General features: G+C 73.6%; 23 protein-coding genes and 2 pseudogenes. 9 read left to right on the forward strand and 16 right to left on the reverse strand.

All coding sequences use genetic code 11. The features are described from left to right. The first annotated feature begins 124 nt into the window (after window positions 1–124). From IEZ20_RS05235 to IEZ20_RS05250, 4 genes are all read left to right on the forward strand, one after another. Window positions 125–1,303 carry a flavin-containing monooxygenase gene (locus IEZ20_RS05235; protein ID WP_189294905.1) on the forward strand — a complete coding sequence of 393 codons (1,179 nt, stop codon included), beginning with the start codon at window positions 125–127 and terminating at the stop codon, window positions 1,301–1,303. Window positions 1,304–1,410: 107 nt separating this feature from the next. Continuing rightward, window positions 1,411–3,630: an acetate--CoA ligase family protein gene (locus tag IEZ20_RS05240; protein ID WP_189294906.1), complete on the forward strand. Its 2,220-nt coding sequence runs from the start codon at window positions 1,411–1,413 to the stop codon at window positions 3,628–3,630. Next, window positions 3,627–4,412 carry an enoyl-CoA hydratase/isomerase family protein gene (locus IEZ20_RS05245; RefSeq protein ID WP_189294907.1) on the forward strand — a complete coding sequence of 262 codons (786 nt, stop codon included), beginning with the start codon at window positions 3,627–3,629 and terminating at the stop codon, window positions 4,410–4,412. The genes IEZ20_RS05240 and IEZ20_RS05245 overlap by 4 nt, the downstream gene beginning before the upstream one ends. Before the next feature lie 19 nt (window positions 4,413–4,431). Further along, window positions 4,432–5,028, forward strand: coding sequence for a flavin reductase family protein (locus tag IEZ20_RS05250; RefSeq protein WP_189295374.1), 597 nt, complete (start codon window positions 4,432–4,434; stop codon window positions 5,026–5,028). Between the two features lie 9 nt (window positions 5,029–5,037). On the opposite strand, the gene IEZ20_RS05255 is transcribed toward IEZ20_RS05250, so the two are convergent. Together IEZ20_RS05255 and IEZ20_RS05260 are read right to left on the reverse strand one after the other, a co-directional pair. Continuing rightward, a complete protein-coding gene (locus tag IEZ20_RS05255; protein WP_189294908.1) occupies window positions 5,038–6,147 on the reverse strand; it encodes a methyltransferase in 1,110 nt (369 codons plus the stop codon). Window positions 6,148–6,256: 109 nt separating this feature from the next. Beyond that, entirely contained in the window at window positions 6,257–7,597 is a 1,341-nt protein-coding gene (locus tag IEZ20_RS05260) for an MFS transporter (protein WP_373303899.1), read from the reverse strand. A gap of 38 nt (window positions 7,598–7,635) precedes the next feature. On the opposite strand from IEZ20_RS05260, the gene IEZ20_RS05265 reads away from it, so the two are divergent. Further along, window positions 7,636–8,661: a GlxA family transcriptional regulator gene (locus IEZ20_RS05265; RefSeq protein ID WP_189294910.1), complete on the forward strand. Its 1,026-nt coding sequence runs from the start codon at window positions 7,636–7,638 to the stop codon at window positions 8,659–8,661. Window positions 8,662–8,727: 66 nt separating this feature from the next. Here the strand turns inward: IEZ20_RS05265 and IEZ20_RS05270 are convergent, their stop codons facing one another. The 3 genes from IEZ20_RS05270 to IEZ20_RS05280 form a co-directional block, all read right to left on the reverse strand. Further along, window positions 8,728–9,783 carry an alcohol dehydrogenase catalytic domain-containing protein gene (locus tag IEZ20_RS05270; RefSeq protein WP_189294911.1) on the reverse strand — a complete coding sequence of 352 codons (1,056 nt, stop codon included), beginning with the start codon at window positions 9,781–9,783 and terminating at the stop codon, window positions 8,728–8,730. Continuing rightward, window positions 9,783–10,940 carry an acyl-CoA dehydrogenase family protein gene (locus IEZ20_RS05275; protein WP_189294912.1) on the reverse strand — a complete coding sequence of 386 codons (1,158 nt, stop codon included), beginning with the start codon at window positions 10,938–10,940 and terminating at the stop codon, window positions 9,783–9,785. The genes IEZ20_RS05270 and IEZ20_RS05275 overlap by 1 nt, the downstream gene beginning before the upstream one ends. Window positions 10,941–11,124: 184 nt before the next feature. Further along, window positions 11,125–12,036 (reverse strand): SDR family NAD(P)-dependent oxidoreductase, encoded by a 912-nt coding sequence (locus IEZ20_RS05280; RefSeq protein ID WP_189294913.1) that lies wholly within the window; start codon window positions 12,034–12,036, stop codon window positions 11,125–11,127. A gap of 99 nt (window positions 12,037–12,135) precedes the next feature. Between IEZ20_RS05280 and IEZ20_RS05285 the strand changes: the two genes are divergently transcribed. Further along, the gene (locus tag IEZ20_RS05285; RefSeq protein ID WP_189294914.1) at window positions 12,136–13,062 is read left to right on the forward strand and encodes a cyclase family protein; all 927 of its coding nucleotides are present in this window, start codon (window positions 12,136–12,138) and stop codon (window positions 13,060–13,062) included. Between the two features lie 244 nt (window positions 13,063–13,306). Here the strand turns inward: IEZ20_RS05285 and IEZ20_RS05290 are convergent, their stop codons facing one another. The 5 genes from IEZ20_RS05290 to IEZ20_RS05310 all read right to left on the reverse strand — a co-directional run bounded on the left by IEZ20_RS05290 (window position 13,307) and on the right by IEZ20_RS05310 (window position 17,673). Beyond that, entirely contained in the window at window positions 13,307–13,780 is a 474-nt protein-coding gene (locus IEZ20_RS05290) for an ATP-binding protein (protein WP_189295376.1), read from the reverse strand. An 18-nt stretch (window positions 13,781–13,798) separates the two neighbouring features. After that, complete coding sequence (locus IEZ20_RS05295) at window positions 13,799–13,936, reverse strand: hypothetical protein (RefSeq protein WP_189294915.1); 138 nt, start codon at window positions 13,934–13,936, stop codon at window positions 13,799–13,801. Window positions 13,937–14,333: 397 nt separating this feature from the next. Beyond that, window positions 14,334–15,341: an acyl-CoA dehydrogenase family protein gene (locus tag IEZ20_RS05300; RefSeq protein ID WP_189294916.1), complete on the reverse strand. Its 1,008-nt coding sequence runs from the start codon at window positions 15,339–15,341 to the stop codon at window positions 14,334–14,336. Window positions 15,342–15,343: 2 nt separating this feature from the next. Further along, on the reverse strand, window positions 15,344–16,477 hold the full coding sequence (locus IEZ20_RS05305) for an acyl-CoA dehydrogenase (protein ID WP_189294917.1): 1,134 nt from the start codon (window positions 16,475–16,477) through the stop codon (window positions 15,344–15,346). Further along, complete coding sequence (locus tag IEZ20_RS05310; protein ID WP_189294918.1) at window positions 16,477–17,673, reverse strand: amidohydrolase family protein; 1,197 nt, start codon at window positions 17,671–17,673, stop codon at window positions 16,477–16,479. Before IEZ20_RS05310 ends, IEZ20_RS05305 begins: the two co-directional genes overlap by 1 nt. A gap of 117 nt (window positions 17,674–17,790) precedes the next feature. Here IEZ20_RS05310 and IEZ20_RS05315 point away from each other — a divergent pair, with 117 nt between their 5' ends. Further along, entirely contained in the window at window positions 17,791–19,287 is a 1,497-nt protein-coding gene (locus IEZ20_RS05315; protein ID WP_189294919.1) for a class I adenylate-forming enzyme family protein, read from the forward strand. Here the strand turns inward: IEZ20_RS05315 and IEZ20_RS05320 are convergent. The 4 genes from IEZ20_RS05320 to IEZ20_RS05335 form a co-directional block, all read right to left on the reverse strand. Continuing rightward, complete coding sequence (locus tag IEZ20_RS05320) at window positions 19,280–20,863, reverse strand: caspase family protein (protein ID WP_189294920.1); 1,584 nt, start codon at window positions 20,861–20,863, stop codon at window positions 19,280–19,282. The two genes, IEZ20_RS05315 and IEZ20_RS05320, sit on opposite strands and share 8 nt — an antisense overlap. Then, the gene (locus IEZ20_RS05325; protein WP_189294921.1) at window positions 20,860–21,216 is read right to left on the reverse strand and encodes an effector-associated constant component EACC1; all 357 of its coding nucleotides are present in this window, start codon (window positions 21,214–21,216) and stop codon (window positions 20,860–20,862) included. The genes IEZ20_RS05320 and IEZ20_RS05325 overlap by 4 nt, the downstream gene beginning before the upstream one ends. An 85-nt stretch (window positions 21,217–21,301) precedes the next feature. Next, window positions 21,302–21,814 carry an EF-hand domain-containing protein gene (locus IEZ20_RS05330; protein WP_189294922.1) on the reverse strand — a complete coding sequence of 171 codons (513 nt, stop codon included), beginning with the start codon at window positions 21,812–21,814 and terminating at the stop codon, window positions 21,302–21,304. Window positions 21,815–21,961: 147 nt separating this feature from the next. Then, window positions 21,962–22,342 (reverse strand): STAS domain-containing protein, encoded by a 381-nt coding sequence (locus tag IEZ20_RS05335; protein WP_189294923.1) that lies wholly within the window; start codon window positions 22,340–22,342, stop codon window positions 21,962–21,964. A gap of 335 nt (window positions 22,343–22,677) precedes the next feature. Here IEZ20_RS05335 and IEZ20_RS05340 point away from each other — a divergent pair, with 335 nt between their 5' ends. Both IEZ20_RS05340 and IEZ20_RS05345 read left to right on the forward strand, forming a co-directional pair. Further along, complete coding sequence (locus tag IEZ20_RS05340) at window positions 22,678–23,235, forward strand: sigma-70 family RNA polymerase sigma factor (RefSeq protein WP_189294924.1); 558 nt, start codon at window positions 22,678–22,680, stop codon at window positions 23,233–23,235. Window positions 23,236–23,363: 128 nt separating this feature from the next. After that, window positions 23,364–24,578 (forward strand): annotated as a pseudogene (locus IEZ20_RS05345) (maleylpyruvate isomerase N-terminal domain-containing protein); the annotation flags it as partial. Here IEZ20_RS05345 and purU read toward each other — a convergent pair. Continuing rightward, window positions 24,525–25,349, reverse strand: a pseudogene (gene purU, locus IEZ20_RS05350) (formyltetrahydrofolate deformylase); the annotation flags it as partial. The pseudogenes IEZ20_RS05345 and purU overlap by 54 nt on opposite strands. Window positions 25,350–25,476: 127 nt before the next feature. Further along, window positions 25,477–25,974, reverse strand: a complete 498-nt coding sequence (locus IEZ20_RS05355) for an SCO4402 family protein (RefSeq protein WP_189294925.1) — start codon at window positions 25,972–25,974, stop codon at window positions 25,477–25,479. Window positions 25,975–26,082: the final 108 nt, after the last annotated feature.

Raw genomic sequence — 26,082 nt, forward strand, 5'->3', positions numbered from 1 at the left:
GAAGCGGCAGCGAGCCGCGTTCTTCACGGCCGGGGCACCCTTCCCGTACACCCGTGATCAATCCGCAACCAATTCCGGTCTTGACCGAGACCCATCAACCGGGTGTGTGATTACGCTCCCGCTCATGGCCGTCTCCCGCCCCTCGCCCGCCCGCCCCACGCCGACCCCCGCCGACCGTCCGGTCTACGTGATAGGCGCAGGCCCGGGCGGTCTCGCCGCCGCGTACGCGCTGCGGGCGCGGGGCGTACGGGCCGTGGTCCTGGAGAAGTCCGACCGGGTGGGCGCCTCCTGGCGGCGGCACTACGACCGGCTGCACCTGCACACCACCCGGCGGCTGTCCGCGCTGCCGGGGCTGGCCATACCCCGCAGGTTCGGCCGCTGGGTGTCCCGCGACGACGTGGTGCGCTACCTGGAGAAGTACGCCGAGCACCACGAACTGGAGATCGTCACCGGGGTGGAGGTGCACCGCGTCGAGCGGACCGCGGACGGCACCGGGTGGCTGCTGCGCGCCTCCGGCGGCCGGGAGCTGACCGGCAGCGCGGTCGTCGTCGCCACCGGCTTCAACCACACCCCCCGGCTGCCCGACTGGCCGGGCCGGGAGGGGTACGGCGGTGAGCTGCTGCACGCCGGCGGCTACCGCAACGCCGAGCCGTACCGCGGCCGGGACGTGCTCGTCGTCGGGGCCGGCAACACGGGCGCGGAGATCGCCGTCGACCTGGCGGAGGGCGGGGCCGCGCGGGTGCGACTGGCGGTGCGCACACCGCCGCACATCCTGCGCCGCTCCACCCTCGGCTGGGCCGCCCAGTACACGGGCGTGCTGGTCCGGAGGCTGCCGGTGTGGCTCGTGGACCGGCTCGCCGGGCCGGTGGGGCGGCTCAGCACCCCGGACCTGTCCGCGTACGGGCTGCGACGCCCGGACACCGGCCTGTACAGCAGGGTGCGGCAGGGCGCGATCCCGGTGCAGGACGTCGGCCTGATCGACGCCGTGCGCAAGGGCGAGGTGGAGGTCGTGGCCGCCGTGGAGGCGTTCGAGGAGGGCAAGGTGGTCCTCGTCGACGGCAGCCGGATCTCGCCCGACGCGGTGATCGCGGCAACGGGGTACGAGCGTGCGCTGGAACGGCTCGTCGGGCACCTCGGGGTGCTGGACGAGCGCGGCCGGCCGGTGGTGCACGGCGGTCGCACGCCCGCCGAGGCGCCCGGCCTGTACTTCACCGGGTTCACCAATCCGATCAGCGGCATGCTCCGCGAGCTGGCGATCGACGCGGGGAGGATCGCGAGGTCGGTCGCGCGCCGACGGACGTAGACGCCCGGTAACTTTGCCGTTCCGGCCCATTCCTGACACACCGTCAGTTCTGTAACCTGACAGAGCGTCAGTTGCTGGTGGCTGTCTCACAGGAGGCGGGCGGAACGATGCTCGGATCGACCCACGGCACCCTCACCACCGACTCCCGCCGGGCCCGGGTCATCGCCTGCGGCGAGGACCGGCCCGGCCCCGCCGTCCACGACCAGGTGGCGGACCTCGATGTCAGCGGGCGCCCGCTGTACGCGGACGTACCGGACCTGACCCGGTTCTTCCGGCCGGAGTCGGTCGCCGTGATCGGCGCCTCGGACACCGAGGGGCGGCCGAACACCGGGATCACCCGGCAGCTGCTGGACTGGGCCGGGCGCGTGGGCGCGCGGGTGCATCCGGTGCACCCGGCCCGGTCCTCCGTCTTCGGCCTGCCCTGCGTGCCCTCCGTCGCCGAGCTGCCCGGACCGGTCGACCTGGCCGTGCTGCTGGTGGCCGACCCGCTCCCGCTGATCGCCGAACTCGCCGCGGCCAAGGTCCGGTTCGCGGTGGCGTTCGCCTCCGGTTTCGCGGAGACCGGGGAGGCGGGCGCCGAGGCGCAGGAGCGGCTGGCGCAGGCGGTACGGCGCTCGGGGCTCAGGCTGCTCGGCCCGAACACCAACCTCAACGCCTTCGCACGCTTCCGGGAGGACCTCACCGGGCCGGCCATCGCGCTGATCACCCAGTCCGGCCACCAGGGCCGGCCCGTCTTCGCCCTCCAGGAGCTCGGCATCCGGGTCTCGCACTGGGCGCCCACCGGCAACGAGGCCGACCTGGAGACCGCCGACTTCCTGTCCTGGTTCGCCGAGCAGCCGGGGGTCGGGGCCATCGCCGCCTACGTCGAAGGGCTCAAGGACGGCCGCGCCTTCCTGCTGGCCGCCGACCGGGCCGCCCGCCGCGGGGTGCCGGTGGTCGCCGTGAAGGTGGGCCGGACCGAGACCGGGGCCCGGACGGCCGCCTCGCACACCGGCAAGCTCACCGGCGCCGACGACGTGGTGGACGCGGCCATGCGGCAGTACGGCGTGATCCGCGTCGACGCCCTGGACCAGCTCCAGGACACGGCGGCGCTGCTGGCGCGCGCGAAGCCCCCGCGGGCCGAGGGGGTGGTCGTCTACTCCATCTCGGGCGGCACGGGCGCGCACGTCGCCGACCTGGCCGCCGGGGCGGGGCTGCGGCTGCCGGAGCTGTCGCCGGAGAAGCGGGCCGAGCTGCACCAGTGGATACCGGAGTACCTGAGCGTGGCCAACCCGGTGGACAACGGCGGCCACCCGGTCGGCGACGAACGCGGCCGGAAGATCATCGACGCGCTCCTCGCCGACCCCGCGGTCGGGGTGCTGATCTGCCCGGTGACCGGCCCCTTCCCGCCGCTCAGCGACAAGCTCGTCCGCGATCTGGTGGACGCCGCCGAGGAGACGGACAAGCTGGTGTGCGTGGTGTGGGGCTCGCCGGCCGGCACGGAGCCGGCGTACCGGGAGGTGCTGCTCGGCTCCTCCCGGGTGGCCACCTTCCGGACCGTCGGCAACTGCCTGGCGGCCGTCCGCGCCTGGCTGGACCACCACCGCTTCGTGGCCGGCTACCGCTCCCCCTTCGACGCCGCCCCGCGCACCCTCTCCCCGTCCTTCCGCAAGGCGGAGGCGCTGGTGCGGCCGGGCCGGCAGCTCAGCGAGCACGCGGCCAAGCAGCTGCTGCGGGCGTACGGCATCCGGGTGCCGCGCGAGCAGCTGGTGACCAGCGCGGCCGCGGCCGTACGGGCGGCCGGGCAGGTGGGCTACCCGGTGGTGATGAAGGCGTCCGGCGCCCGGATCGCCCACAAGACGGAACTGGGGCTGGTGAGGATCGGCCTGACCTCGGCGAGCCAGGTCCGCGACGCGTACCGGGAACTGAACGACATCGCCCGCTACGAGGATGTCGGGCTGGACGGCGTCCTGGTGTGCCAGATGGTCGAGCAGGGCGTGGAGATGATGGTCGGCGTCACCCACGACGAGCTGTTCGGGCCGACGGTGACGGTCGGGCTCGGCGGGATCCTGGTGGAGGTGCTGCACGACGCGGCGGTCCGCGTCCCGCCCTTCGGGGAGGACCAGGCCCGCGCCATGCTCGGCGAACTCCGCGGCCGGGCCCTGCTGTCCGGCGTCCGGGGCCGCCCGCCGGCCGACGAGGACGCGCTGGTCGAGGTCGTCCTGCGGGTCCAGCGGATGGCCCTGGAACTGGGCGGGCGGATCGCCGAGCTGGACATCAACCCGCTGGTGGTGCTGCCCCGCGGGCAGGGAGCGGTGGCGCTGGACGCGCTGGTGGTGTGCCGATGAGGGAGATCCGTCATGACGTCCGCGACCGGATCCTGCGCGTGACCCTGGACCGCCCCGAGTCCCTGAACGCGCTGACCCCGGCCATGCGGGACCACCTCGTCGACCTGCTGACGCGGGCTTCCGCCGACCCGGACGTCCGGGCGGTGCTGCTCACGGGCACCGGCCGGGGCTTCTGCGCCGGCGCGGACCTGCGGGGCGGGGACGGCACCGGCGACCGGGCCCCCGGCGACGTGGCCCGCGTGCTCCGCCTCGGCGCACAACGCCTGGTGGCAGCCGTACTGGACTGCGAGAAACCGGTCCTGGCCGCGGTGAACGGCACGGCGGCCGGCCTCGGTGCCCACCTGGCCCTCGCCTGCGACCTGGTCCTGGCCGCCGAATCCGCCCGCTTCATCGAGGTGTTCGTCCGCCGGGGCCTGGTCCCGGACGCCGCCGGCGCCTACCTCCTCCCCCGGCTGACCGGCCTCCAACGCGTGAAGGAACTCCTGTTCTTCGGCGACCCGCTCCCGGCACCGGAGGCGGAACGCCTGGGCCTGGTCAACCGGGTCGTCCCGGACGCCGACCTGGACGGGACGGCCCGCACCTGGGCCCTCCGCCTGGCCGCCGCCCCGACCAGGACCCTCGCCCTGACCAAGCACCTGCTGAACACCTCCCTCGACACCGACCGCACCACCGCCTTCGCCGCGGAGGCCTGGGCCCAGGAACTCAACATGACGACCGAGGACGCCCGAGAGGGCCTACGGGCGTTCACGGAACGCAGGCAACCGGCGTTCCGGGGCCGGTGACGGGGAGGATGACCGCATGATGGGACACGCAGGAGCGGCCGCTGTCGCCGTCCGGTATCTCGGGGCGGGCGCCGTGGAGCCGTCGCCGCGGCCGGAGTTGCGGTGTGTGCGGGAGGGTGAGCGGGCGCCGGTGGGGCAGGGGGAGTTCCGGCGGGTGCTCGGGAGCTTCGCCAGCGGGGTCACCGTGATCACCGCGCCGGCCGTCGACGGGGAGACCGGGCCCGCCGGGTTCGCCTGTCAGTCGTTCTCCTCCCTCTCCCTCGAACCGCCCCTCGTGTGCTTCATGGTGGGCCGTACGTCCACGACGTGGCCGCGTATCGCGCGGGCCGGTGTCTTCTGCGTCAACGTGCTCGGTGCCGGCCAGGAGGAGCTGTGCCGGGGCTTCGCGGTGAGCGGCGGGGACAAGTTCGCGGGGGTGGCGTACGACGCCGCGCCCGTGTCCGGGGCGCCGCGGCTGGACGGTGCCGCCGCCTGGATCGACTGCACCGTCCACGCCGTGCACACCGGGGGCGACCACCTCATCGTCGTGGGACGGGTGGACGCCCTCGGGGCGGACGGGCCGGAGGAGCCGCTGCTGTTCCACCGGGGGCGGTTCGTGCGGCTCGCCGGCGGGTGAGCCGGCCGGTCAGCGCGGGGTCAGCCGCCACAGGGACGTGACCTCGGCGGCGCGGGCCGTGTGCAGCGGGTCGGCCGGGTCGGCCGCCCGGGGGTGGCGGGGGCGGGTGTCCGTGCGGCCGGTGACCCGCAGGCCCGCCGTGTCGATCGCCGTCAGCAGGTCGGCGCGGGTCCGCAGCCCCAGGTGCTCGGCCAGGTCGGAGAGGATCAGCCAGCCCTCGCCGGCCGGCTCCAGATGCTCGGCCAGCCCCGCCAGGAAGGCGTGCAGCATCCTGCCGCCGGGGTCGTACACGCCCTGTTCCAGCGTGGAGGCGGGGCGGCCCGGCAGCCACGGCGGGTTGCAGACGACCAGGGCCGCGCGGCCGGGCGGGAAGAGGCCGGGGCCGGTGACCGTGATGCGGGAGGCGAGGCCGAGGCGGTGCACGGTGTCGCGGGCGCAGGCGCGGGCGCGGGGGCTGATGTCCGTGGCCACCACGCGGTCGATCCCCCGCCGCGCCAGGACGGCGGCGAGGACACCGGTGCCGGTTCCGAGGTCGAACGCGGTGTGTCCGGCGGGCAGCGGTTCCTGTGCGACCAGGTCGACGTACTCGGCGCGTACGGGGGCGAAGACGCCGTAGTGGGGGTGGACACGGGCGTCGAGGGCGGGGACCGGTACGCCCCGCTCGCGCCACTGGTGGGCGCCCAGGACGCCGAGCAGTTCGCGGAGCGGGACGAGGCGGGGGCCGGCCGGCGGGCCGTAGGCGGCCGTGCAGGCGGCGCGGGTGTCGGGGGCGCGGCGCAGGCGCAGGGTGTGGTCCGGCTCCAGCAGGACGGCGAGCCGGCCCAGGACGCGGGCGCGGTGCGCGCGGAAGCGGCGGTGCAGGCGGAAGGTCTCGGCGGGGGTGGCGGCCGGCGCCGGGGCCTTGCGGTCGATGCGGCGCTCCAGGGCGCGCAGCAGCTGGCGCGCGCCCTGGTAGTCGCCCCGCCACAGCAGCCCGGTGCCCTCGCCGGCGAGCCGGTGCGCGGTGGCGGCGCGGAGGCGGTCGTCGGCGGGGACGAGGCGGCGGGGTGCGGGCAGTCCGCTCTCAGAGTGCCAGGGGGCGGGCAGGGGTTCGTTCGTGTTCCGGTCGGTCGTCGACACGGTGGGCTCCTCGGGGTGATCCGTCGTGGGCGGGCACGAGGAGCACGTCGAAGAGGACCATGCCGAGTGTCACGGAACTTCCCTTTCCCTGGTGGTGCGTTCGGTGTGTTCAGGATACGGCGGGCACGGGGGCGGCCGGTCCGGTGCGCCGGATGACCAGGGCCATCAGGGCCGCTGCCGCGCACAGCGTGCCGGCGGCGTACCAGACGACGTCGTAGGAGCCGAAGACGTCCCGGGCGACTCCGCCGAGGTAGGCGACGAGGGCCGCGCCGACCTGGTGGGAGGCGAGCACCCAGCCGAAGACGATGGCGCTGTCCTCGCCGAACTGCTCACGGCACAGGGCCAGCGTGGGCGGGACGGTGGCCACCCAGTCGAGGCCGTAGAAGACGATGAAGAAGAGCATCGGCGGGTGGACGGCGGGGCCCAGCAGCATCGGCAGGAAGAGCAGGGACAGGCCGCGCAGGGCGTAGTAGACGGCGAGCAGGCGGCGCGGTTCGAACCGGTCGGTGAACCACCCGGAGGCGATCGTGCCGACGACGTCGAACACGCCGATCACCGCGAGCAGCGAGGCCGCCGTCGTCACGGGCATGCCGTGGTCGTGCTCGGCGGGCACGAAGTGGGTCTGGACCAGGCCGTTGGTGGAGGCACCGCAGATCGCGAAGGTGCCCGCGAGCAGCCAGAAGGTGCCGGTGCGCACGGAGGTGGACAGCACGGAGAGCGTGCGGCGGGCGGCGCCGGTGACCGGGGGCGGCTTGGGCACGAACTCCTTCGCCCCGTACGGCGCCACGCCCACGTCGGCCGGGTGGTCGCGCAGCAGCAGCCAGACGAAGGGGACCACGGCGAACGCGGACAGGGCGACCGTGACCGCGGCGGGCCGCCAGTGGTGGTGCTCGACGATCCAGGACAGCAGCGGCAGGAAGACCAGCTGGCCGGAGGCGGAGGCCGCGGTGAGGATGCCGCTGACCAGGCCGCGCCGCTCGGTGAACCAGCGGTTGGTGACCGTCGCGGCGAAGGCCAGCGCCATCGAACCGGTGCCGAGTCCCACCAGCAGGCCCCAGCACAGCAGCAACTGCCAGGCCGCCGTCATCCACACGGTCAGGCCCGAGCCGAGCGCGATCACGGTGAGCGCGGCGGCGACCACGCGGCGGATGCCGAAGCGGTCCATCAGCGCGGCGGCGAACGGGGCGGTGAGGCCGTAGAGCGCGAGGTTGACGGAGACGGCCGCGCCGATCGTGCCGCGGGACCAGCCGAACTCCTGGTTCAGCGGGTCGATGAGCAGGCCGGGCAGGGAGCGGAACGCCGCCGCGCCGGTGATCGTGACGAAGGTGACGGCGGCGACGAACCAGGCGCGGTGCACGCGGTGGCGCCGGGCGGGCGGGACCTGGACGGGGGCGGCGGCTGGGCTTGTCTGAGTCACGTCACCCAGCCTCCGGTACGCATGACCGCGCATCGAGTGGCCCGGGGGACAGCCTTCGCTATGATCGGGCCATGACGACCGCTGGGGAGTTCCGGCCGCACCGGGTCGCCGTCCTCGCCCTGGACGGCCTGCTGCCCTTCGAACTGGGCATTCCGCACCGCATCTTCGGCCGTCCGCGGGACGCGCGGGGCCGGCACCTGTACGAGGTCCTGACCTGCTCGGCACGGCCGCCCGGGCTGGTCGAGACGGACGCCGACTTCGCCGTGCGCATCCCCCACGGGCCCGAGCTGCTGGCCACGGCCGACACGGTGATCGTCCCGGCGTCGTACGAGCGCGGTCCGCTCTACGACGAGGGCCGGCTCACCGACGAGCTGGCCGACGCCCTGGCCCGGATCCGCCCCGGCACCCGGCTCGCCTCCATCTGCACCGGCGTCTACGTCCTCGCCGCCGCCGGCCGCCTGGACGGCCGCCCGGCGACCACGCACTGGGCCGACGCCGAGCGCTTCCAGCGGATGTTCCCGAAGGTCAGGGTGGACCCGGACGTGCTGTTCATCGACGACGGGGACGTACTGACGTCGGCCGGGGTGGCCGCCGGGATCGACCTGTGCCTGCACATGGTCCGCCGCGACTTCGGCACGGCCGTCGCCAACGACGTGGCCCGCCGCACGGTCGTACCGCCCCACCGCGACGGAGGCCAGGCCCAGTACATCCACCGCCCGGTCCCCGACCCCCAGCTGGCCACGACGACCGCGGCCCGCGCCTGGGCACTGGGCCGGCTGCACGAGCCGATCCAGCTGCGGGACCTGGCCGAGCAGGAGGCGATGTCGGTACGCACCTTCACCCGCCGTTTCCGCGAGGAGGTCGGCATCAGCCCCGGCCAGTGGCTCACCCAGCAGCGCGTGGAGCGCGCCCGGCACCTGCTGGAGTCCACCGACCTGTCGATGGACCAGGTGGCCCGGGACTCCGGCTTCGGCACGGCCCAGTCGATGCGCCAGCACCTACAGGCGGCGCTCGGCGTCACGCCCACCGCCTACCGGCGCACCTTCCGCACCGGCGGCGGCGCCGAGCGCGACAGCGGTGTCGGCACCCTGCGCTGACCGGCCGGCACCGTATGCCGGTGGCCATGGCCCCACCCGCCCCGCCGAGCGATCAGGAACGCATGTTCAGAAGGTGAGCACCGCCCGCGCCACCCGACCCGCCTCCGCCTCCGCCCGGGCCTTGTCGAAGTCCTCCACCGGGAACACGGCGGTCACCAGCTCGTCCAGCAGCAGGCGCCCCTGGCGGTACAGCTCGGCGTACAGGGCGATGTCCCGCTGGGGGCGCGAGGAGCCGTAGCGGCAGCCGAGGATCGACTTGTCCAGGTAGAGGGAGGAGACCAGGAAGGAGGCCTCGGCCGTGGCCGGGGGCACGCCGAGCAGGATCGCCTGGCCGCGCCGGTCGAGCAGGTCGACGGCCTGGCGGATCAGCTCCACCCGGCCCACGCACTCGAAGACGTGGTCCGCGCCCGTCGGCAGCAGCTCCCGCACCCCTTCCGCCGACGTCAGGAAGTCGGTCGCGCCGAACCGCCGGGCCACCGCCTCCTTGGCCGGATGGGCGTCCACGGCCACGACGGTGAGGGCGCCCGCGAGCCGCGCGCCCTGCAGGACGTTCAGCCCGATCCCGCCCGTGCCGATGACGACCACACTGTCCCCGCGGTCCACCCGCGCCCGGTTCAGCACCGCGCCGACGCCGGTGAGGACCCCGCACCCGATCAGCGCGGCCGAGGTCAGCGGGATGTCCCCGGGGATCCGCACCGCCTGCACGGCCTTGACGACCGTACGTTCCGCGAACGCCGAGTTGGCGGCGAACTGGTACACCGGGTCCGCGCCCGCGCCCCGCGTGAACGGCTTCCCCGGGCGCCCGATCGCCTGCCGGCACATCGTCGGCCGCCCCCGGTCGCACTCCGCGCAGGTACCGCAGTGGGCGAGCGTCGACAGGGCCACATGGTCACCGGGCGCGACATGGGTGACGCCCACCCCCACGGCCTCCACGACACCGGCGCCCTCATGGCCGAGCACCACCGGTGCCGGGAACGGGATGGTGCCGTCCACCACCGACAGGTCGCTGTGGCACAGCCCGGCCGCCGCGATGGCGACCAGCACCTCGCCCGGCCCGGGCTCCCGCACCGCCAGGTCGTCCACGACCCGGACCCGCTCGCCGTCGAACACCACACCGCGCATCACACGGCCCCCTTCGGCTCACCCGGCAGACCGAGCACGCGCTCGGCGATGATCGTGCGCTGGATCTGGTCCGAGCCGCCGTAGACGGTGTCGGCCCGGGAGAACAGGAACAGGTGCTGGGCCGCGTCGAGCGGGTACGGCGACGCCGGTGACCAGTCCGCGGGGCCGGCGGTCGCCGTGGCACCCCGGACCTCGACGGCCAGCTCGCCCAGCCGCTGGTGCCAGTTCGCCCACAGCAGCTTGGCGACGCTGGGCGCGCCGGGGACGGCGGGGCCGGTGGCGTGGCCGAGGGTGCGCAGCGCGTTCCAGCGCATGACGCGCAGTTCGGCCCACTGCCCGACGAGCCGGGCGCGCAGCACCGGGTCGTGTACGGCTCCGGTTTCCTCGGCGGCTCGGACGACCTCCGCGAACTCCCGCGCGAAGCCGATCTGCTGGGCCAGGGTGGAGACCCCCCGCTCGAACCCGAGCAGGCTCATCGCCACCCGCCAGCCCTGCCCCTCTCCCCCGACGACGTGCTCCACGCGCGCGCGTGCCCCGTCGAAGAAGACCTCGTTGAAGTCGCTCGTGCCGGTCAGCTGCCGGATGGGCCGGACCTCGATCCGGCCGGGCTGGTCCATCGGCACCAGCAGGAAGCTCAGCCCGTGGTGCCGGCGCGCGTCCGGGTCGGTCCGGGCCAGGACGAAGCACCAGTCGGCCTCGTGGGCGAGTGAGGTCCAGATCTTCTGCCCGGTGATCCGGTAGTACGGTCCCTCACGCACCGCCGCGGTCCGCACCCCGGCGAGGTCGGAGCCGGCGCCGGGTTCGCTGTACCCCTGGCACCACAGCTCCTCCCCGGCCGCGACGGGCGGCAGGAACCGCCGCTTCTGCACGTCGTCGCCGTGGGCGAGGAGAGTCGGGGCCAGCAGGTTCTCCCCGATGTGCCCGGAGCGGGCGGGCAGACCGGACCGGGCGTACTCCTCGGCCCAGACGACCTGTTGGGGGAGGCTCACGGTCCGGTTGCCGTACCCGGCCTCGCCCCATCCGAGCCCGATCCAGCCGGCGGCGCCGAGGGTGCGTTCCCACGTCCGTCGGTCACCCGGCACGTCGGCGTGCCCGGACAGCCAGGTCCGGACCTCGGCCCGGAACGCGTCGTCCTCTTCGCTGAACCCGAACTCCATGTCCACCGCCTCTGATTGACGAGCGCGTCGATACCGGTCGGAGCCGGTCGGGGCCGGTCGGGGCCGGTCGGGGCCGGTCGGGGGGCAGCGCCTTGAAGGGGCGCGGGGCACCGCGCGGCCGCCCGCACACGACCTACAGCCGCACACGGCCCGCGGTCGCCGGGCCGGAACGCGCGACCGGCCGCTAGGCGTTCGGCCGGGCCGAACCCCGCGCCGCCTCCTCCATCGCCGCCACCTCGGAGAGCATCGGCATCGGATCCACCCCCACCGATCCCGGCAGGAACTCGGCGATGGTCTGCGGGGTCCACCCGCCGGAGGCGTACGCGGCGCGCAGCTCCCTCGGCTGCGCCCAGACCGCGATCTTCGGCCCGGCGACCGTGTACACCTGCCCGGTGACGCCCTGCGCGGCGGCGCGGTCGGAGAGCAGGTACACCACCAGCGCGGCCACGTCCTCCGGTTCGCCGATCTCCGCCAGCCGGACGGGGACGTTGGCCGACATCCGGGTACGGGCCACCGGCGCCACGGCGTTCGCGGTCACGCCGTACTTGTGCAGGCCCAGCGCGGCGCTGCGGACGAGGGAGATGATCCCGCCCTTGGCGGCGCTGTAGTTGGCCTGGGAGACGGAGCCCTGGTGGTTGCCGCTGGTGAAGCCGATCAGGGTGCCCGAGCGCTGCCCGCGCATCACCGCGGAGGCCGCCCGGAACACGGTGAAGGTGCCCTTGAGGTGGGTGGCGACGACCGGGTCCCACTCCTCCTCGGTCATGTTGAACAGCATGCGCTCGCGCAGGATGCCCGCCACGCACACGGCCCCGTCGATCCGGCCGTAGGTCTCCACCGCCGTGTCCACGACCCGCTGCCCGCCCGCCATGGTGGAGATGTCGTCGGCGACCGCGACGGCCTCGCCGCCCGCCGCCTGGATCTCCTTGACGACGGACTCGGCGACCTCGCTGGTGGGTGAGGCGCCGTCCACGGCCACGCCGTGGTCGTTGACGACGACCTTCGCGCCGTCGGCCGCCGCCGCCAGGGCCACCGCGCGTCCGATGCCGCGCCCGGCACCCGTCACGGCGACGACCCTGCCTGCCAAGAAGTTCCCCATTCCCGGCCCCTTCCCGCAGTTTCTGACGGTCCGTTAGATTTACGGCAACGCCAGATTGGCCCGCCGAAGGCGCGGACACAAGCCCCGGGGAGGCACCGGATGGCACTGCCGGAGGAGTTCCACGACATCGCCGCGCGGGTGAACAACTGGGGCCGCTGGGGCGCCGACGACGAGATCGGCACCCTGAACCTGATCACGGACGAGGTCGTACGGGCGGCCGCCGGCGAGGTGCGCACCGGGCGCCGTGTGCCGCTCGCCCTCCCCCTCCGGCAGGACGGCGTGCAGACGGGGATGATCCCGGGCCGGATCGACCCGCTGCACGCGATGGTGCAGATCAACCAGGAACTGTTCGGGCCGGGCACGGTCGCGTGCAGCGACGACGCGGTGACCATGGGCCTCCAGGCCGGCACCCACTGGGACGCGCTGACCCACGTCTCGCACTCGGGGAAGCTCTACAACGGCCGTCCGGCGCACACCGTGACCGCGCACGGCGGCGCCGAGTTCAGCGGCATCGACAAGGTCCGGCACCTCGTCTCCCGCGGGGTGCTGCTGGACGTGGCCCGCGCGCGGGGCGTGGACCGGCTGGCGGGCGGGCACGCGGTGACGCCGGAGGACCTTCGGTCCGCCGAGGAGTTCGCGGGTACGCGCGTGCGTGCCGGTGACATCGTGCTCGTGCGCACCGGGCAGGTGCAGGTCCTGCTGGCCGGGGACCGGCACGGGTACGGCTATCCGTCGCCGGGGCTCTCGGTGCGCTGCCCGGAGTGGTTCCACGCGCGCGGCGTGGCGGCGGTCGCGAACGACACGCTCACCTTCGAGGTCTTCCCGCCCGAGATCGAGAACCTGTGGCTTCCGGTGCACGCGCTGCACCTGGTGGAGATGGGGATGCTGCAGGGCCAGAACTGGAATCTCGAAGAGTTGTCCACAGCCTGTGGAGAAACCGGGCGGTACACGTTCCTGCTGTCGGCGATGCCCGAGCCGTTCGTGGGCGCGACGGGGACACCGGTGGCACCGGTGGCGATCCTGTGAGAGAGCGGGTGGGCGGCGCGCCCCCCACCGTCACACGCACGCGCCGCCACCCCGGGGCGACCCGCCTTCGACGAGGACGACCGGGGACCCCGGGCCCTCGCCGTCCCCTCGCGGCGAATCGTCGCCCCCCAGCCTGATCAGCCGTTCAGGGGACGTCAACGCCGGTGCGACCCTGGGTTGCGGCACCCCGATCGCGGCACCCGCGCACGGGGGCACACCCCCGGCGCATCACCGCTCCGGGCGGCTACACCGCTTCGAAGGCGAGGTCCTCGTACACGGGCAGTCCGCCTCCGTACGCCGTCGCCGCGCTCTCCCGGGGCTGCGAACATCGGTCCAGCTCGCACCAGATGCTCTTGCCGGCCCCCTCGGGGCTCCAGCCCCAGCGGTCGGCGAGGCAGTCCACGAGGGCGAGGCCCCGGCCGCCGGTGGCGTCACTGCCGGCGCAGCGGGGGACGGGGGCACGGGAGCTGCCGTCCGCCACCTCCACCCGCACCGTCGCCGACGCGCGGTTCCCGTCCGCCGGAGCCGGCAGGCACAGCCGCAGCACGGCCGGCCGCCCGGTGTGCACCACGGCGTTGGTCACCAGCTCGGAGACGAGCAGGATCAGGGTCTCGGCCAGCGGCTCGTCGGCCGTTATCCCCGACCCGGCGAGCCGCGAGCGGGCCCACCGTCTGGCCCGGCCCACCTCCGCGGGGTCGGGCCGGATCTCCAGCTGCACTTGAAGCACCTGCACCGCTCACACCATCCGAACCGGCGGACACATGACCCCGTACCGGCCGCGCGCCACGGTGTCAGCCGCGGCGGCGATCACGGCGAGGGCCACGATCGTAGCCATTTTCTGCATGGCCAGAACAACGGCCAGAGCAAGGGTCACGGACTGTGACTCCCTTGCGAGACAGCATGGTTGACGTTCCGTCACCCCAACAAGCGCTTCGGGCATATTCCCGCGCGAAGGAGTACGCGTAGGGCATACTGTGCGACGCTCGTGCCGGGGAGTCGAACAGGCGGCGCTGACCACACAATCCGCCCAGCGAGCGGCGGTGCGCACCGCGCGGCCCGGCACCGCCCCAGGGGCACCGCCGGCACGGCTCGTACGCGCAGCCACTCGCATCCCACACAAGGTACCCGAGCACCCACCCGACTCCGGGCCGTGACGAGTCTCGAGCAGGACACAACCCGGTATCAACGCTCCGTGATTCCGGTTCGCCACGATCGGCGACATCTTTGGCCATGGCTTTACGGTTACGGCGGCCCCGGACGCCCCCGCCGGCTCAGCCCGCGAGCGCGGCGGCGAGCAGTTCCGCACCGTGTGCGCTCCCCCCGCCGCGCCGGGCCCGCACCCAGGCCCGTTTCAGGTGCAGATGCACGTCCGCCTCCCAGGTGAACCCCATTCCGCCGTGCACCTGGAGGCAGTCACGGGCCCCCTGCACGGCGGCCTCGTCGGCGAGCAGCCGGGCGGCGGCGATGTCGGCGGGGTCGGCCGTGACGGCGGCGGCGTAGACGGCGGCACGCGCGGTCTCGGCCCGCACCAGCAGGTCGGCGCAGAGGTGCTGGACGGCCTGGAACGCCCCGATCGGCCGCCCGAACTGCTGGCGAGCCCGGGCGTGTTCCACGGCCAGCTCGCACACCCGTCCAGCCGTGCCCAGCTGTTCGGCGGCGGTGAGCAGCACGGCGACGGGGTCCGGGGGTGCGGCGACGGGGTCGGGAGGCACGGCGACGGGACCCGAGGGCACGGAGACGGCATCGGGGGGCGCGGCGACGGGACCCGTGGGCACCGCCTCCGGGCCCGGAGGCACCGCGATCGGGCCCCGGGGCACCGCCGCGGCCCCCGGAGGCGCGGTCACCCGGTGCAGCGGTGTCAGCGGGTCCACCGACCGCAGCGCCACCGCGCCGGACGCGTCCCCGCGGACGGCGTCCGCCGCGTCCAGCCATTCCACCAGCTCCCCGTCGACGGCGGCCACGACCGTCTCCCCGCTCGCGGCGCCGGGCACGGTGCCGGCCGCGAGGTGGGTGGCGAGCAGCGGCCCGGGCAGCAGGGCCCGTCCCGCCTCCTCGAAGACCAGGACCGCCTCGGGCAGCCCCAGCCCGACCCCGCCGTCCCGCTCGGGCAGCCGCAGGGCGAAGAACCCCGCCTCCCCGAGCGCCCGCCACAGCACGCGGTCGAGCCGGCCCGGTGCGTCGACGGCCGCGCGCAGCGCCTGACGCCCGAAGCGGCGCTCCAGCAGCTCCCGTACCCCGGCCCGCAAGGCGGCCTGGTCGTCGGTGAGTCGGAAGCGCACGGTCACCTCCCCCTGGGCAGGCCGAGGATCCGCTCGGCCACGATGGTCCGCTGGATCTGCGAGGTCCCGGCCGCGATCGTGTACGACAGCGAGGACAGCCGGTCCAGCACCCAGGGCCGGTCCAGGTCGAGGCAGTCCGGCCCGAGAACCTCGGCGGCGGCCTCGTACAGCTCCTGACGGGCGTGCGAGTAGCGGAGCTTGAACACGGAGCCGCCGGCGCCCGGTACCCCGCCGCTCGCCTCCGCCTCGCTCACGTTCCACTGGGTCAGCCGCCACAGCGCACGGAACTCCGCGTCGAGCCGGCCCAGCCGCCGGCGCAGCTCCGGCTCGCCCCAGCGCCCGTCCTCCCGCGCGGTACGCGCCAGTTCGCGCAGCACCCGGCGGCAGGCGACGACCTCGCCGACGAAGGCGGTGCCGCGCTCGAAGGAGAGGGTGACCTGGGTGACGCGCCAGCCGTCGTTCTCCTCCCCCACCCGGTTGGCGACCGGCACCCGCACCTCGTCCAGGAACACCTCGGCGAACTCCGGCGACCCGGCGAGCGTGCGCAGCGGCCGTACGGTGACGCCCTCGGCGTCCATGGGCATCGCCAGCCAGGTGATGCCCCGGTGCCGGGGCGCCGCGGGGTCGGTGCGCACCAGCAGCTCGCACCAGTCGGCGACTTCGGCGTGCGAGGTCCAGATCTTGGACCCGGTCACCACGTAGTCGTCGCCGTCCCTTCGCGCGCGCGTGCGCAACGACGCGAGGTCGGATCCGGCGTCCGGTTCGCTGAACCCCTGGCACCACACCTGTTCGCCGCGCAGGATCGGCGGCAGCCAGCGCGCCCGCTGCCCGGGTGTCCCCTCGGCGGCGATGGTCGGCCCGGCGTGCAGCAGCCCGACGAAGTTCGCGCCCACGTAGGGCGCGCCGGCCTTCTCGGTCTCCTCCAGGAAGATCAGCCGGAGCGTCGGGGAGGCGTCCCAGTGCACGCCGGCGTACCCGGCGTCGTACAGCATCCGCTGCCAGCCGAGGTCGTAGGCGCGGCGGCCGGGCCAGTCGTCCGGGGACGGCTTGCCCGGCAGGGTGGGCAGCACCTCGGCGAGCCACTCCCGCAGCCGTGCCCGGAACTCCTCCTCCTCCGGCGCGTACGACAGGTCCACTACCGGTCCAGGTCCAGGCCGAGCATGCGGATGGCGTTGCCGCGCATCAGCTTGTACACGGTCTCGTCGTCGAGCCCCTTCACATGGTCGAGGGCGACCTCCCTGGTGTGCGGGAAGGTCGAGTCGACGTGCGGGTAGTCGGTCTCGAAGGTGGCGTTGTCCCGTCCGACCACGTCCAGCGAGGCGACGCCGTGCCTGTCGCGGAAGAAGCAGCAGTAGATCTGCCGGTAGTAGTACGTCGACGGAGGCTCGGGGACCAGGTCCCGGACCCCGCCCCAGGCGCGGTGCTCCTCCCACACGTCGTCGGCGCGTTCCAGGGCGTACGGGACCCAGCCCATCTGCCCCTCGGAGTAGGCGAGTGTGAGCTGCGGGAACTTCACCAGGACCCCGCTGAAGAGGTAGTCCATCATCGAGGCCATCGCGTTGTTGAAGCTCAGCGAGGCCTGTACGGCGGGCGGTGCGTCCGGGGAGGCGGCGGGCATCTGGGAGCTGCTGCCGATGTGCATGTTGACGACCGTGCCGGTCTCCTGGCAGACGGCGAAGAACGGGTCCCAGTAGCCGGAGTGGATGGAGGGCAGCCCGAGGTGGGTGGGGATCTCCGAGAAGGTGACGGCCCGCACCCCGCGCTCCGCGTTCCGGCGGATCTCGGCGACGGCCAGTTCCACGTCCCACAGCGGGATCAGGCACAGCGGGATCAGCCGGCCGCCGCTGTCACCGCACCACTCCTCCACCATCCAGTCGTTGTAGGCGCGCACGCAGGCGAGGGCGACCTCCTTGTCGTGGGCCTCGGCGAAGGTCTGCCCGCAGAAGCGGGGGAAGGTCGGGAAGCAGAGGGAGCCCTCCACGTGGTTGAGGTCCATGTCCGCGAGCCGGGCCTTCGGGTCCCAGCACCCGCGCCGCATCTGCTCCCGCGTGATCCCCTCCAGGGTCATCTCGTCCCGGTCGAAGCCGACGGCGGCGATGTTCCGCTTGTACGGGAACTTCAGGTCCTCGTAGATCCACCAGTCCGTGGGCGGCCCCTGCGGGTCCATGGTGATCTGGTACTTCCCGCCGACGTAGGCCAGCTCCCCGATCCCGGCGGTCAGCGGCTGGGGCCCGCGCTCCCGGTACCTGGCCGGGAGCCAGGTCTCGAAGAGGTGGGCGGGCTCGATCACGTGGTCGTCGACGCTGATGATGCGGGGCAGTTCGGTCGCCATGGGTTCCTCCGCCGTACGGTGCGTCGCCTGCTCGGCTGCTCGACTGGACTCTGCTGATCTGATGGTCCGTCAGATAGCATGGCAGCTGACGAGTCGTCAGCCAAGCAGGGGGCAGCCGTGAACGAGACCCCGCACGCCCTGAGTTCCGCCCGCACGCTGTGGGAGCTGGTCACCCGCCGGGCCGCCCTCACCCCCGACCGCCCGGTCCTGCTCCAGGAGGACCGCGTCCTCACCTTCGACGCCCTGCGCACCCGCTCCGAACGCGTCGCGGCCGGCCTGTACCGCATGGGCGTGCGCCCCGGCACGGTGGTCGCCTGGCAGCTGCCCACCCGCATCGAGACCGCCCTGCTGTCCTTCGCCCTGGCCCGCCTGGGCGCCGTGCAGTCCCCGCTGATCCCCTTCTACCGGGACCGGGAGGTCGGCTTCGCGCTGCGCGAGTCGAAGGCGGAGTTCTTCGCCGTACCGGGCGTCTGGCGCGGCCACGACCACACGGAGATGGCGCGGCGACTCGGTGCGAGAGGCGTCTTCGAGGCGTACGGCGCCCTCCCCGACGGCGACCCGTCCACCCTCCCCCCGCCCCCCGCCGAGGGCACCTCGGTCCGCTGGATCTACTGGACCTCGGGCACGACCTCCGCCCCCAAGGGCGTCCTGCACACCGACCGCTCCCTCATCGCGGGCGGCTCCTGCCTGGCCCACGCGCTGCGGCTGTCGCCGGACGACGTCGGCTCGATGGCCTTCCCCTACGCCCACATAGCCGGCCCCGACTACACGGTGATGCTCCTGCTGTACGGCTTCCCGGCGGTGATGTTCGAGCACTTCGCGCTGCCGGACGCGCTGACGGAGTACCGGCGGCACGGGGTGACGGTGGCCGGCGGCTCCACGGCCTTCTACTCGATGTTCCTCGCCGAGCAGCGCGGACGGCCGGGGGCGAAGGTGATCCCCACCCTGCGCCTCCTCGCGGGCGGCGGCGCCCCCAAGCCGCCCGGGCTGTACCACTCCGTGGTGCGCGAGATGGGCGTCCAGCTCACCCACGGCTACGGCATGACCGAGGCCCCGATGATCACCATGGGCGACCCGGAGGACACCCCCGAGAACCTGGCGAAGACCGAGGGCCGCCCCCCGGCCGGCATGGAGATCCGCGTCGTGGACGGCGAGATACGCCTGCGCGGCGAGGCCGTCTGTCAGGGCTACCTGGACCCCGGCCAGACGGCGGCGGCCTTCGACGAGGAGGGCTTCCTGCGCACCGGCGACCTCGGCCGGCTGACCGACTCCGGCCACCTGGTCCTCACCGGCCGCCTCAAGGACGTGATCATCCGCAAGGGCGAGAACATCTCCGCCAAGGAGATCGAGGACCTCCTCACCGCGCACCCGGCGGTGGCCGACGCGGCGGTCATCGGCCTGCCGGATCCCGAACGCGGCGAGGTCGTCTGCGCGGTGCTCGAACAGCCCCCGCACTCCGCGCCGTTGACCTTGCCGGAGGTCGTCTCCTTCCTCCGCGCGCAGGGACTGTCCGTGCACAAGCTGCCCGAGCGGCTGGAGGTGGTGGAGGCGTTGCCCCGGAACGACACGCTGCGCAAGGTGCTGAAGCACGAGCTGCGCGCGCGGTTCAGGTGAGCGTCGACACCTCGAATCCGACGGTGGCGTCGGAGGAGTCGGGCTTGTCGGTGATCAGCGCCTCGACCACCCGGCCCTTGTCGGTGACGACGCACATGGTGGCGCCCTTCACCAGGCCCGAGTCGAGGTCGGTCCAGCCCATGTCGACGTGCTCCAGGCCTCCTCCGTAGGCCGCCTGCGAGCAGGAATCCCTCGTCACCGGCTTTCCCTTGGCGATGACGCCCGCGTGGCTTCCCCGCGCGGTGGTGAACCGCTCGGGAGCGCAGCCGTACAGCTCCATGTCCACGGTGTCCGGGACGTCGTCCGCCGCGGGGTCGTCCGCGGACACGCGCTGGGTGAACGGATAGGAGTCGAAGTCGATCCAGGTGTGGTCGCTGCAGGACCAGGTGAACCTCAGCGGCAGCGGCTCACCGGGGTGCGGCCGTACGGCCCCCGCGGCGGAGGCGTCCGCGGACGGGGACGCCGGCGGTGACGCCGACGGGGTCCGCGCCGGGGCCCCGCCCTGCTTGCCGCCGCCCGCGGGGGCCGAGGCCGCGGGCGAGGTCGTGTGCTTCGTGGAGGCCGTCGGCCGCGCGCCCGTGTCCCGCCCCGCGTCGTCCGGCCGGCCGCCGGTCCCGAGCCAGAGGCCCAGGCCGACTCCGGCGGCGACGAGCACCGCCGCGGCGGTCAGCGTCACGGGCAGGCCGCGCCGGCGGTCCTTCGGCACGGGAGGCGTCGACGGGAGCGGACGCGAGGGAGGCGGCGGGAGCGGCTCCGTCCTCGGGGGAGGCGGCGGGAACGGACGGGAGGTCTGGGAGGTCTGGGCGGCCACGGCGGGGTTGCGTACCAGGGCCAGGCCGCTCACGGTGTCGCCACCCGTCTTGCGGGGGTTCTGCTCCAGGCTGCGCATGGAGTGCAGGACCTGGCGGTACACCGTGTCCAGGTCGAGGAGTTCCGGCCCGCCCGGGACCCCGTCGCGCAGCACGCGGACCAGATGGCCGGTGAACGCGGTGAAGCCCTGCCCGTCGGAATCGAGCGAGACCTGGTTGGCACGGCAGGAGGTGAGCACGCAGGTGCCCTCGATCTCGGCCTCCTCGTCGGTCGCGACGGCCGGTGCCGCCGGCCGCTCCAGGAGGGCCGTGCCCGACATCGGGTTGGCGGCACCGCTGTGGCAGCAGTCGAGGACGAGGATGCGGTTCTGTGCCGGGGCCTGCTTGACGCACTCCTCCAGCACCTTGTACCTGAGGCCGCTGAACGGGATGCCGGCGGGTCCGGAGGCGGACCCGCTCGTCGTCAGGTACAGCTCGCCCTTCTCGTCCCGCTCCGCGTGACCGGCGTAGTAGATCAGCAGGGTGTCCGTGGCCCCTTCGACGGCGCGCAGGAGGGCCTCGTGGATCTGGCCCGGGGTCGACGGGTTCGGGAGCACCTCGCAGTGTTCCCGGTGGAAGCCGCCCAGGACGGGGTCGCACAGGGCGTCCTCGAGGTGGACCAGGTTGCGCGGGATGTTCTTCAGCGGGGTGAAACCGGAGTCCTTGCCGTAGCTGCTCGTGCCGATCAGCAGGAGCCGGGATTCGGCGGCCTTGGGCAGACGTCTCATCGGTCGGTCCGCTCCCCCTCGGCCCGGTCCGCGCCGAGGGCGCGGACCGCGTTCCGGATGGACTCCTCGTCCGTACCGGTGAGAGTGATCGTGGTGCCGTCGCGTTCGATGGTCACCGTGCCGGGACGGCTTCGGGTCCGGCGCCAGCCGACGTACTGGCCGATCACCTGGGTCAGCGTGAGGCCCGTCTGGACGGTGAAGTAGATGAAGTCGGCGTCGGCGCCCATCTGGCCGGGACGCGGCGGGGCGGCCCTCAACTGCGGCCGGGCCAGCCGCCGGACGGCGGGTTCCTCCAGTAACCAGGCGTAGAGGGACCGCAGTTCCTCGTCCGCGCCGTCGCCGTCCAAGCTCATCCGCAAGTCCATGCCGTCCCCGAGACGTGATCAGGTGAGTGGGAGAGGACGGACATCATAGGGCCGCGCGAGAAGGCCGCTGACGCTATTCGGGCACGGTGAAGTAGCGCGCGAACGCCGGTACGACCTCCGCCTCGCCGATCCTGCCGTCGCCGTCGGTGTCGAGGGCGGCGGCGATCGCCTCGGCCTGGTCCGCGGGTACGTGCAGGACGCGGAGCACCCGCGCGGTGTCGGCGACGCCGGCCCGGCCGTCCGTGCCGGTGCAGGCCACCGCCAGCGCCGCGTGCAGGAAGGGGCGGGCGATCTCGGCGAAGCGGTCGGGGTTGTCGCGCAGCCGCTTGACCGCGCCGGTGACGAACTCCTGGCGGGTGATGCGCTGGTCGCCGTCCCGGTCCGCGATGCCGGCCATGCCCTGCCAGAACGCCTCCGCTCCGGCGTACAGCGCCTGGCCCCGGTCGGAGCGGGCGGGCACACCGAACTCGGCGAGCAGCGCCTTGGCCGCCGCGCTGAAGTCCTCGCGGTCGATGGAGCCGTTGCCGTCCTGGTCGAAGGTGGCGAACCGGGCGGCGATCCTGCGCTCGTACTCGGTGCTGACCATGTCTGTCGGGCCGCCTTCCTTTGACGTAAGGGTGGGTCCGGGTGGGAGCGTACGTCGCGGGGGCGGGAAGGCGGCGGCGAAACGACGGTTGTGCCAAGACCGGGGGAATTCGGCGACAACTCGGTGGCGGCGGGCCGGGAAACGTGCTCAGGCCGACAGGGGGCCCGCGTCGTCGGTGGTGGCGGACTCGACGTCGGGGCGGACGTCGAAGAGCCGGCGGACGCCGAGCGCGCCGAGGACGCGGTTGACGTGCGAGCCGTCGTCGGCGCCCCGGTCCGGCAGGATCAGCCGCAGCCGTCCCTGGCAGGAGCGGATCAGCCGGCGCGCGGCGACGAGGACGCCGACCCCGCTGGAGTCGCAGAAGAACACGTCGGAGAGGTCCACGACGAGGCTGTGGTGCCCCTCGGCGACGATGTCGTGCACCCTCTGGCGCAGTACCGGCGAGGTCATCAGGTCCAGTTCCCCGGACACCCGGAGCACGGCCCACTCACCCCGTTCGACGCCGGTCACCTTGAATGTCACGGCCATGCCCCTCCGCTCGCCGGATCGCGCGGAACCGCCCGGAAACGGAAGCAGTTCCTACGTTTCTTTCCGCGCGGCTGCCCAGCGGCCGTTCCCTGAAACGTGGCGCCGCAAACGGCAGGCGATCCACAAAGGGCTTCTTTCGGTCACTACCGATCCTGTTCGATCAGAGACGTACGCGACTTGTGTGAAGATCGTGTGGAGGGGGCACTATCACCTGCGGCGCCACCGGGGGCGCACATTGCCCCAAAGGGGCGTGCGTTGTCAGACGTGCCGACTACATTCGAGAGGACAGGACCGACAGGCTGGACGGGCCGGACACGGTGAGGGGAGGGGACCGCATGGCCGGGAAGGACGTACCGCCCCGCTGGGACCGCAAGATGCAGCAGCGGCTCGCGCGCGGTGAGGCGGCCGCCCTCGGCGAGCTGTACGACCGCTTCGCCTCCCTCGTGCACAGTCTCGCCCACCGCGTCCTCGCCGACGAACAGACCGCCGACGCCGTCACCCGCGAGGTCTTCGCCCACGTCTGGGAGCACCCCGAGACCTACGACCCCCGGCAGGGCCCGCTGCGCTCCTGGGTCGCCGCCGTCACCCACCGGGTCGCCGTGCAGCGGCTGCGGGACCGGGAGGAACGGGAGCAGCCGCGGCGCGAGGAACTGGAGAGCACCGTGCGCCGCGCCTCCGTCGCCGCCCGCGCCGACTACATCGTCCACTCCATGCCGGCCCCGTTGCGCGCCGCCCTGGACCGGGCCTACGTCCGGCGCCTCGACTACCGGCAGACCGCGGCCGACCTCGGCGTCACCGAGGAGGAGGCCCGCCGCCGGCTCCGCCTCGGCCTCCAACTCCTGTCCACCGCCCACGACACCGGCACACCGCCGGGATACCGGGGTGCGGTGTGACGGGCGCGGGCGGGTTCGAGGCGCGGGACGGGTACGACGAGCACGACGGCCGTGGCGGGGAAGGGGGCCGCAGGGACGACGCGCGCGGTGAACGGTCCTACGGCGAACGGCCACACGGTGAAGCCGACTTGAGCACGCCGGGGGCGGCGGACGAGGGACGGGGTCCGGAGGGTCGGGACGCGGCCGACGGCGGCGGGGCCGGACGCGGTGGCGCCGGCGGTCCCGGTGGCCCCGGCGAGACCGGCCTCAGCGGTCCCGGTGGCCCCGGTGACGCAGGGCACGACGGAGCCGGCGGGAACGGGCCCGCGCCCGCCCCGCGTATCCCCACGCCCCGCACCTCCGTGGAGGACAGCGGGGTTCCGCTGCCCGACCTCGCCGACCTGGGGGACCTCGCACCCGTGCCGCTCGACCTGTCGCACGACGTCCTGAAGTCGCTGCTCGGCGCCTGGGCGCTGGCCGCCTGCTCGGCGGCGGAGACGGCGGCCGTGGAGGAACACCTGGGCGACTGCGGCGCGTGCGCCGACGAGGCCCGTCGGCTGCGCGAGGCGGTCGGCCTGCTGCACCAGCCGGAGAGCCTGGACCTGGACCCCGGGCTGCGCACCCGCGTCCTGGAGAGCTGCCTGAACCGCCGGCCGCCGCGCATCCCGGTGCCCGACTGGGCCGCGCCGTACGACGCCGAGACCGCGCGGCTGGACGCGCTGCTCCAGGACTTCGGCGACGCGGAGTGGCACGCGCCGGTACGGCTGCGCTGGTTCGAGCGGGACACGCAGACGAGCCGTCGTACGACCGTCGCCGGGGTGATCGCGCACCTGCTGTCGGTGGACGGGCTGATCGCCGCCGCGCTCGGCCTGGACGACCCGCTGGCCCGGGTCGCCGGGGCGGCGGAGCCGGGCTCCACTGGCCCGGCCGGCCGCACGGAGGCGTTCTGGCGGGCCTCCCACTTCCCGCCGACGCGGTCGGTGCGGGGGCCGTGGCGGGAACAGAGCCACAGCCTGGTGCGGACGGTGTCCTTCACCGGCAGCCACGCGGGCGGTCTCGAGGTGTCGTACGGCGACTTCACGCTGCCACTGCACGACGCGATGCTGGACCGCGCCTTCGAGTGCTGGGTGCACGCCTCGGACATCGCGGAGGCGGTGGACTACCCGTACAAGCCGCCGGCGCCGCGCCACCTCCACCGGATGATCACCCTCGCGGCCCGCCTGCTGCCGACGGTCCTCGCCGAGCGCCGCCGCGCGGGCCTGTCCGCGCCGGGGCCCCGGACCCCGCACCTGGTCCCGGCCGGAGCGCCCGGCCGCAGCCTGCGCCTGGCACTCCACGTCGCGCCCGATGGCCACCAGCTGGTCCGGCGTCACGCCGTGGCCGACGCGCTCGACCTCCTGCTCGATGATCGGTCCCTCGTCGAGGTCCGCGGTGACGTAGTGCGCCGTCGCACCGATCAGCTTCACGCCCCGGGCGTGCGCCTGGTGGTACGGCTTGGCGCCCTTGAAGCTCGGCAGGAAGGAGTGGTGGATGTTGATGATCCGGCCGCTGAGCTGCTTGCACAGGTCGTCCGAGAGCACCTGCATGTAGCGGGCGAGGACGACCAGCTCGACCTTCTCCTCGCGCACCAGCTCCAGCAGCTTCGCCTCGGCCTCCGACTTGGTCTCCTTCGTCACCGGGATGTGGTGGAAGGGGATGTTGTAGGAGCCCACCAGCTCCTCGAAGTCGGTGTGATTGGAGACCACAGCCGCGATCTCCACCGGCAGCGCACCGATCCGCGCCCGGAACAGCAGGTCGTTCAGGCAGTGCCCGAACTTGCTGACCATCAGCACGACGCGCATCTTCTGGTCGGCCCGGTGGATCTGCCAGTCCATGTGGAAGCTGTCACCGATCGCCGCGAAGCTCGCCCGCAGCTTGTCCACCGTCACCGGCGCCTCGGCCGAGAAGTGGACGCGCATGAAGAACAGTCCCGTGTCGTGGTCGCCGAACTGCTGGCTGTCCTCGATGTTGCAGCCGGTCATGAACAGATAGCTGGACACGGCGTGCACGATGCCCTTTTTGTCCGGGCAGGAGAGCGTGAGGACGTACTGGTCGGCCGGTGCGGCGGCGACGGAAGAGGCGGACTGATCGGTCATGCACCACAGGGTCCCATACCGGCCACCCCGCAGGGGCCGCCGTCCGCCACGCGGACCCCGGCAGGGCCCCGGGAAGGGCCTCCGCGGCGCCTGGCCGGGACCTCGCCGACAGCTCGCCGGAACCCGGTCAGGACCTCGTCAGGATCCGCAGCACTTCCAGGGTCTTCGGCGCCGCGTCCGGGTCCTCCCCGTCGCTCGCCGACATCCGCACGTGCGCGTCCCGCGCCGCCCGCACCGCATCCGGCCAGCCCGGGTGGTCCAGGTAGGCGGAGACCGGCGCGTCCGGGCCGACCTGGTGCATGATCCGCAGCACCCGCAGCACGGCGGTGTCGACGAGCGCCGCCTCCTGCGAGTCCCGGAATATCGTGCCGACGTACTTCTCGGCCGACCAGTTGTCCAGCCAGGTGTCCTCCACCAGCCGGTACACGGCGTCCGTGACGTCGCCGTAGCCGTCCACACCGGCGAGCCAGACGTCCCGCTGGAACACCGGGTCGGAGAGCATGTGCAGCGCCGAGCGCACGTTGCTGCGCCACCGCCACCACGGCATGTCGTTCAGGGGCATGCCGCCCATGGTGGAGGAGCGACGGCCGCGACGGGAAGAGTTCTCCGAACCTTGCACGGTCATCGATCGTACGTTCCTCGCCGCAGGAGCATCACCGGCCCCTCCAATTCACCTCTACGTCACCTTTCGTTGACCGAGGGTCACTCCCGGGTTATCTCTGTGAGGGAATCG

The organism is Streptomyces cinerochromogenes (assembly GCF_014648635.1).
GTDB lineage: Bacteria > Actinomycetota > Actinomycetes > Streptomycetales > Streptomycetaceae > Streptomyces > Streptomyces cinerochromogenes.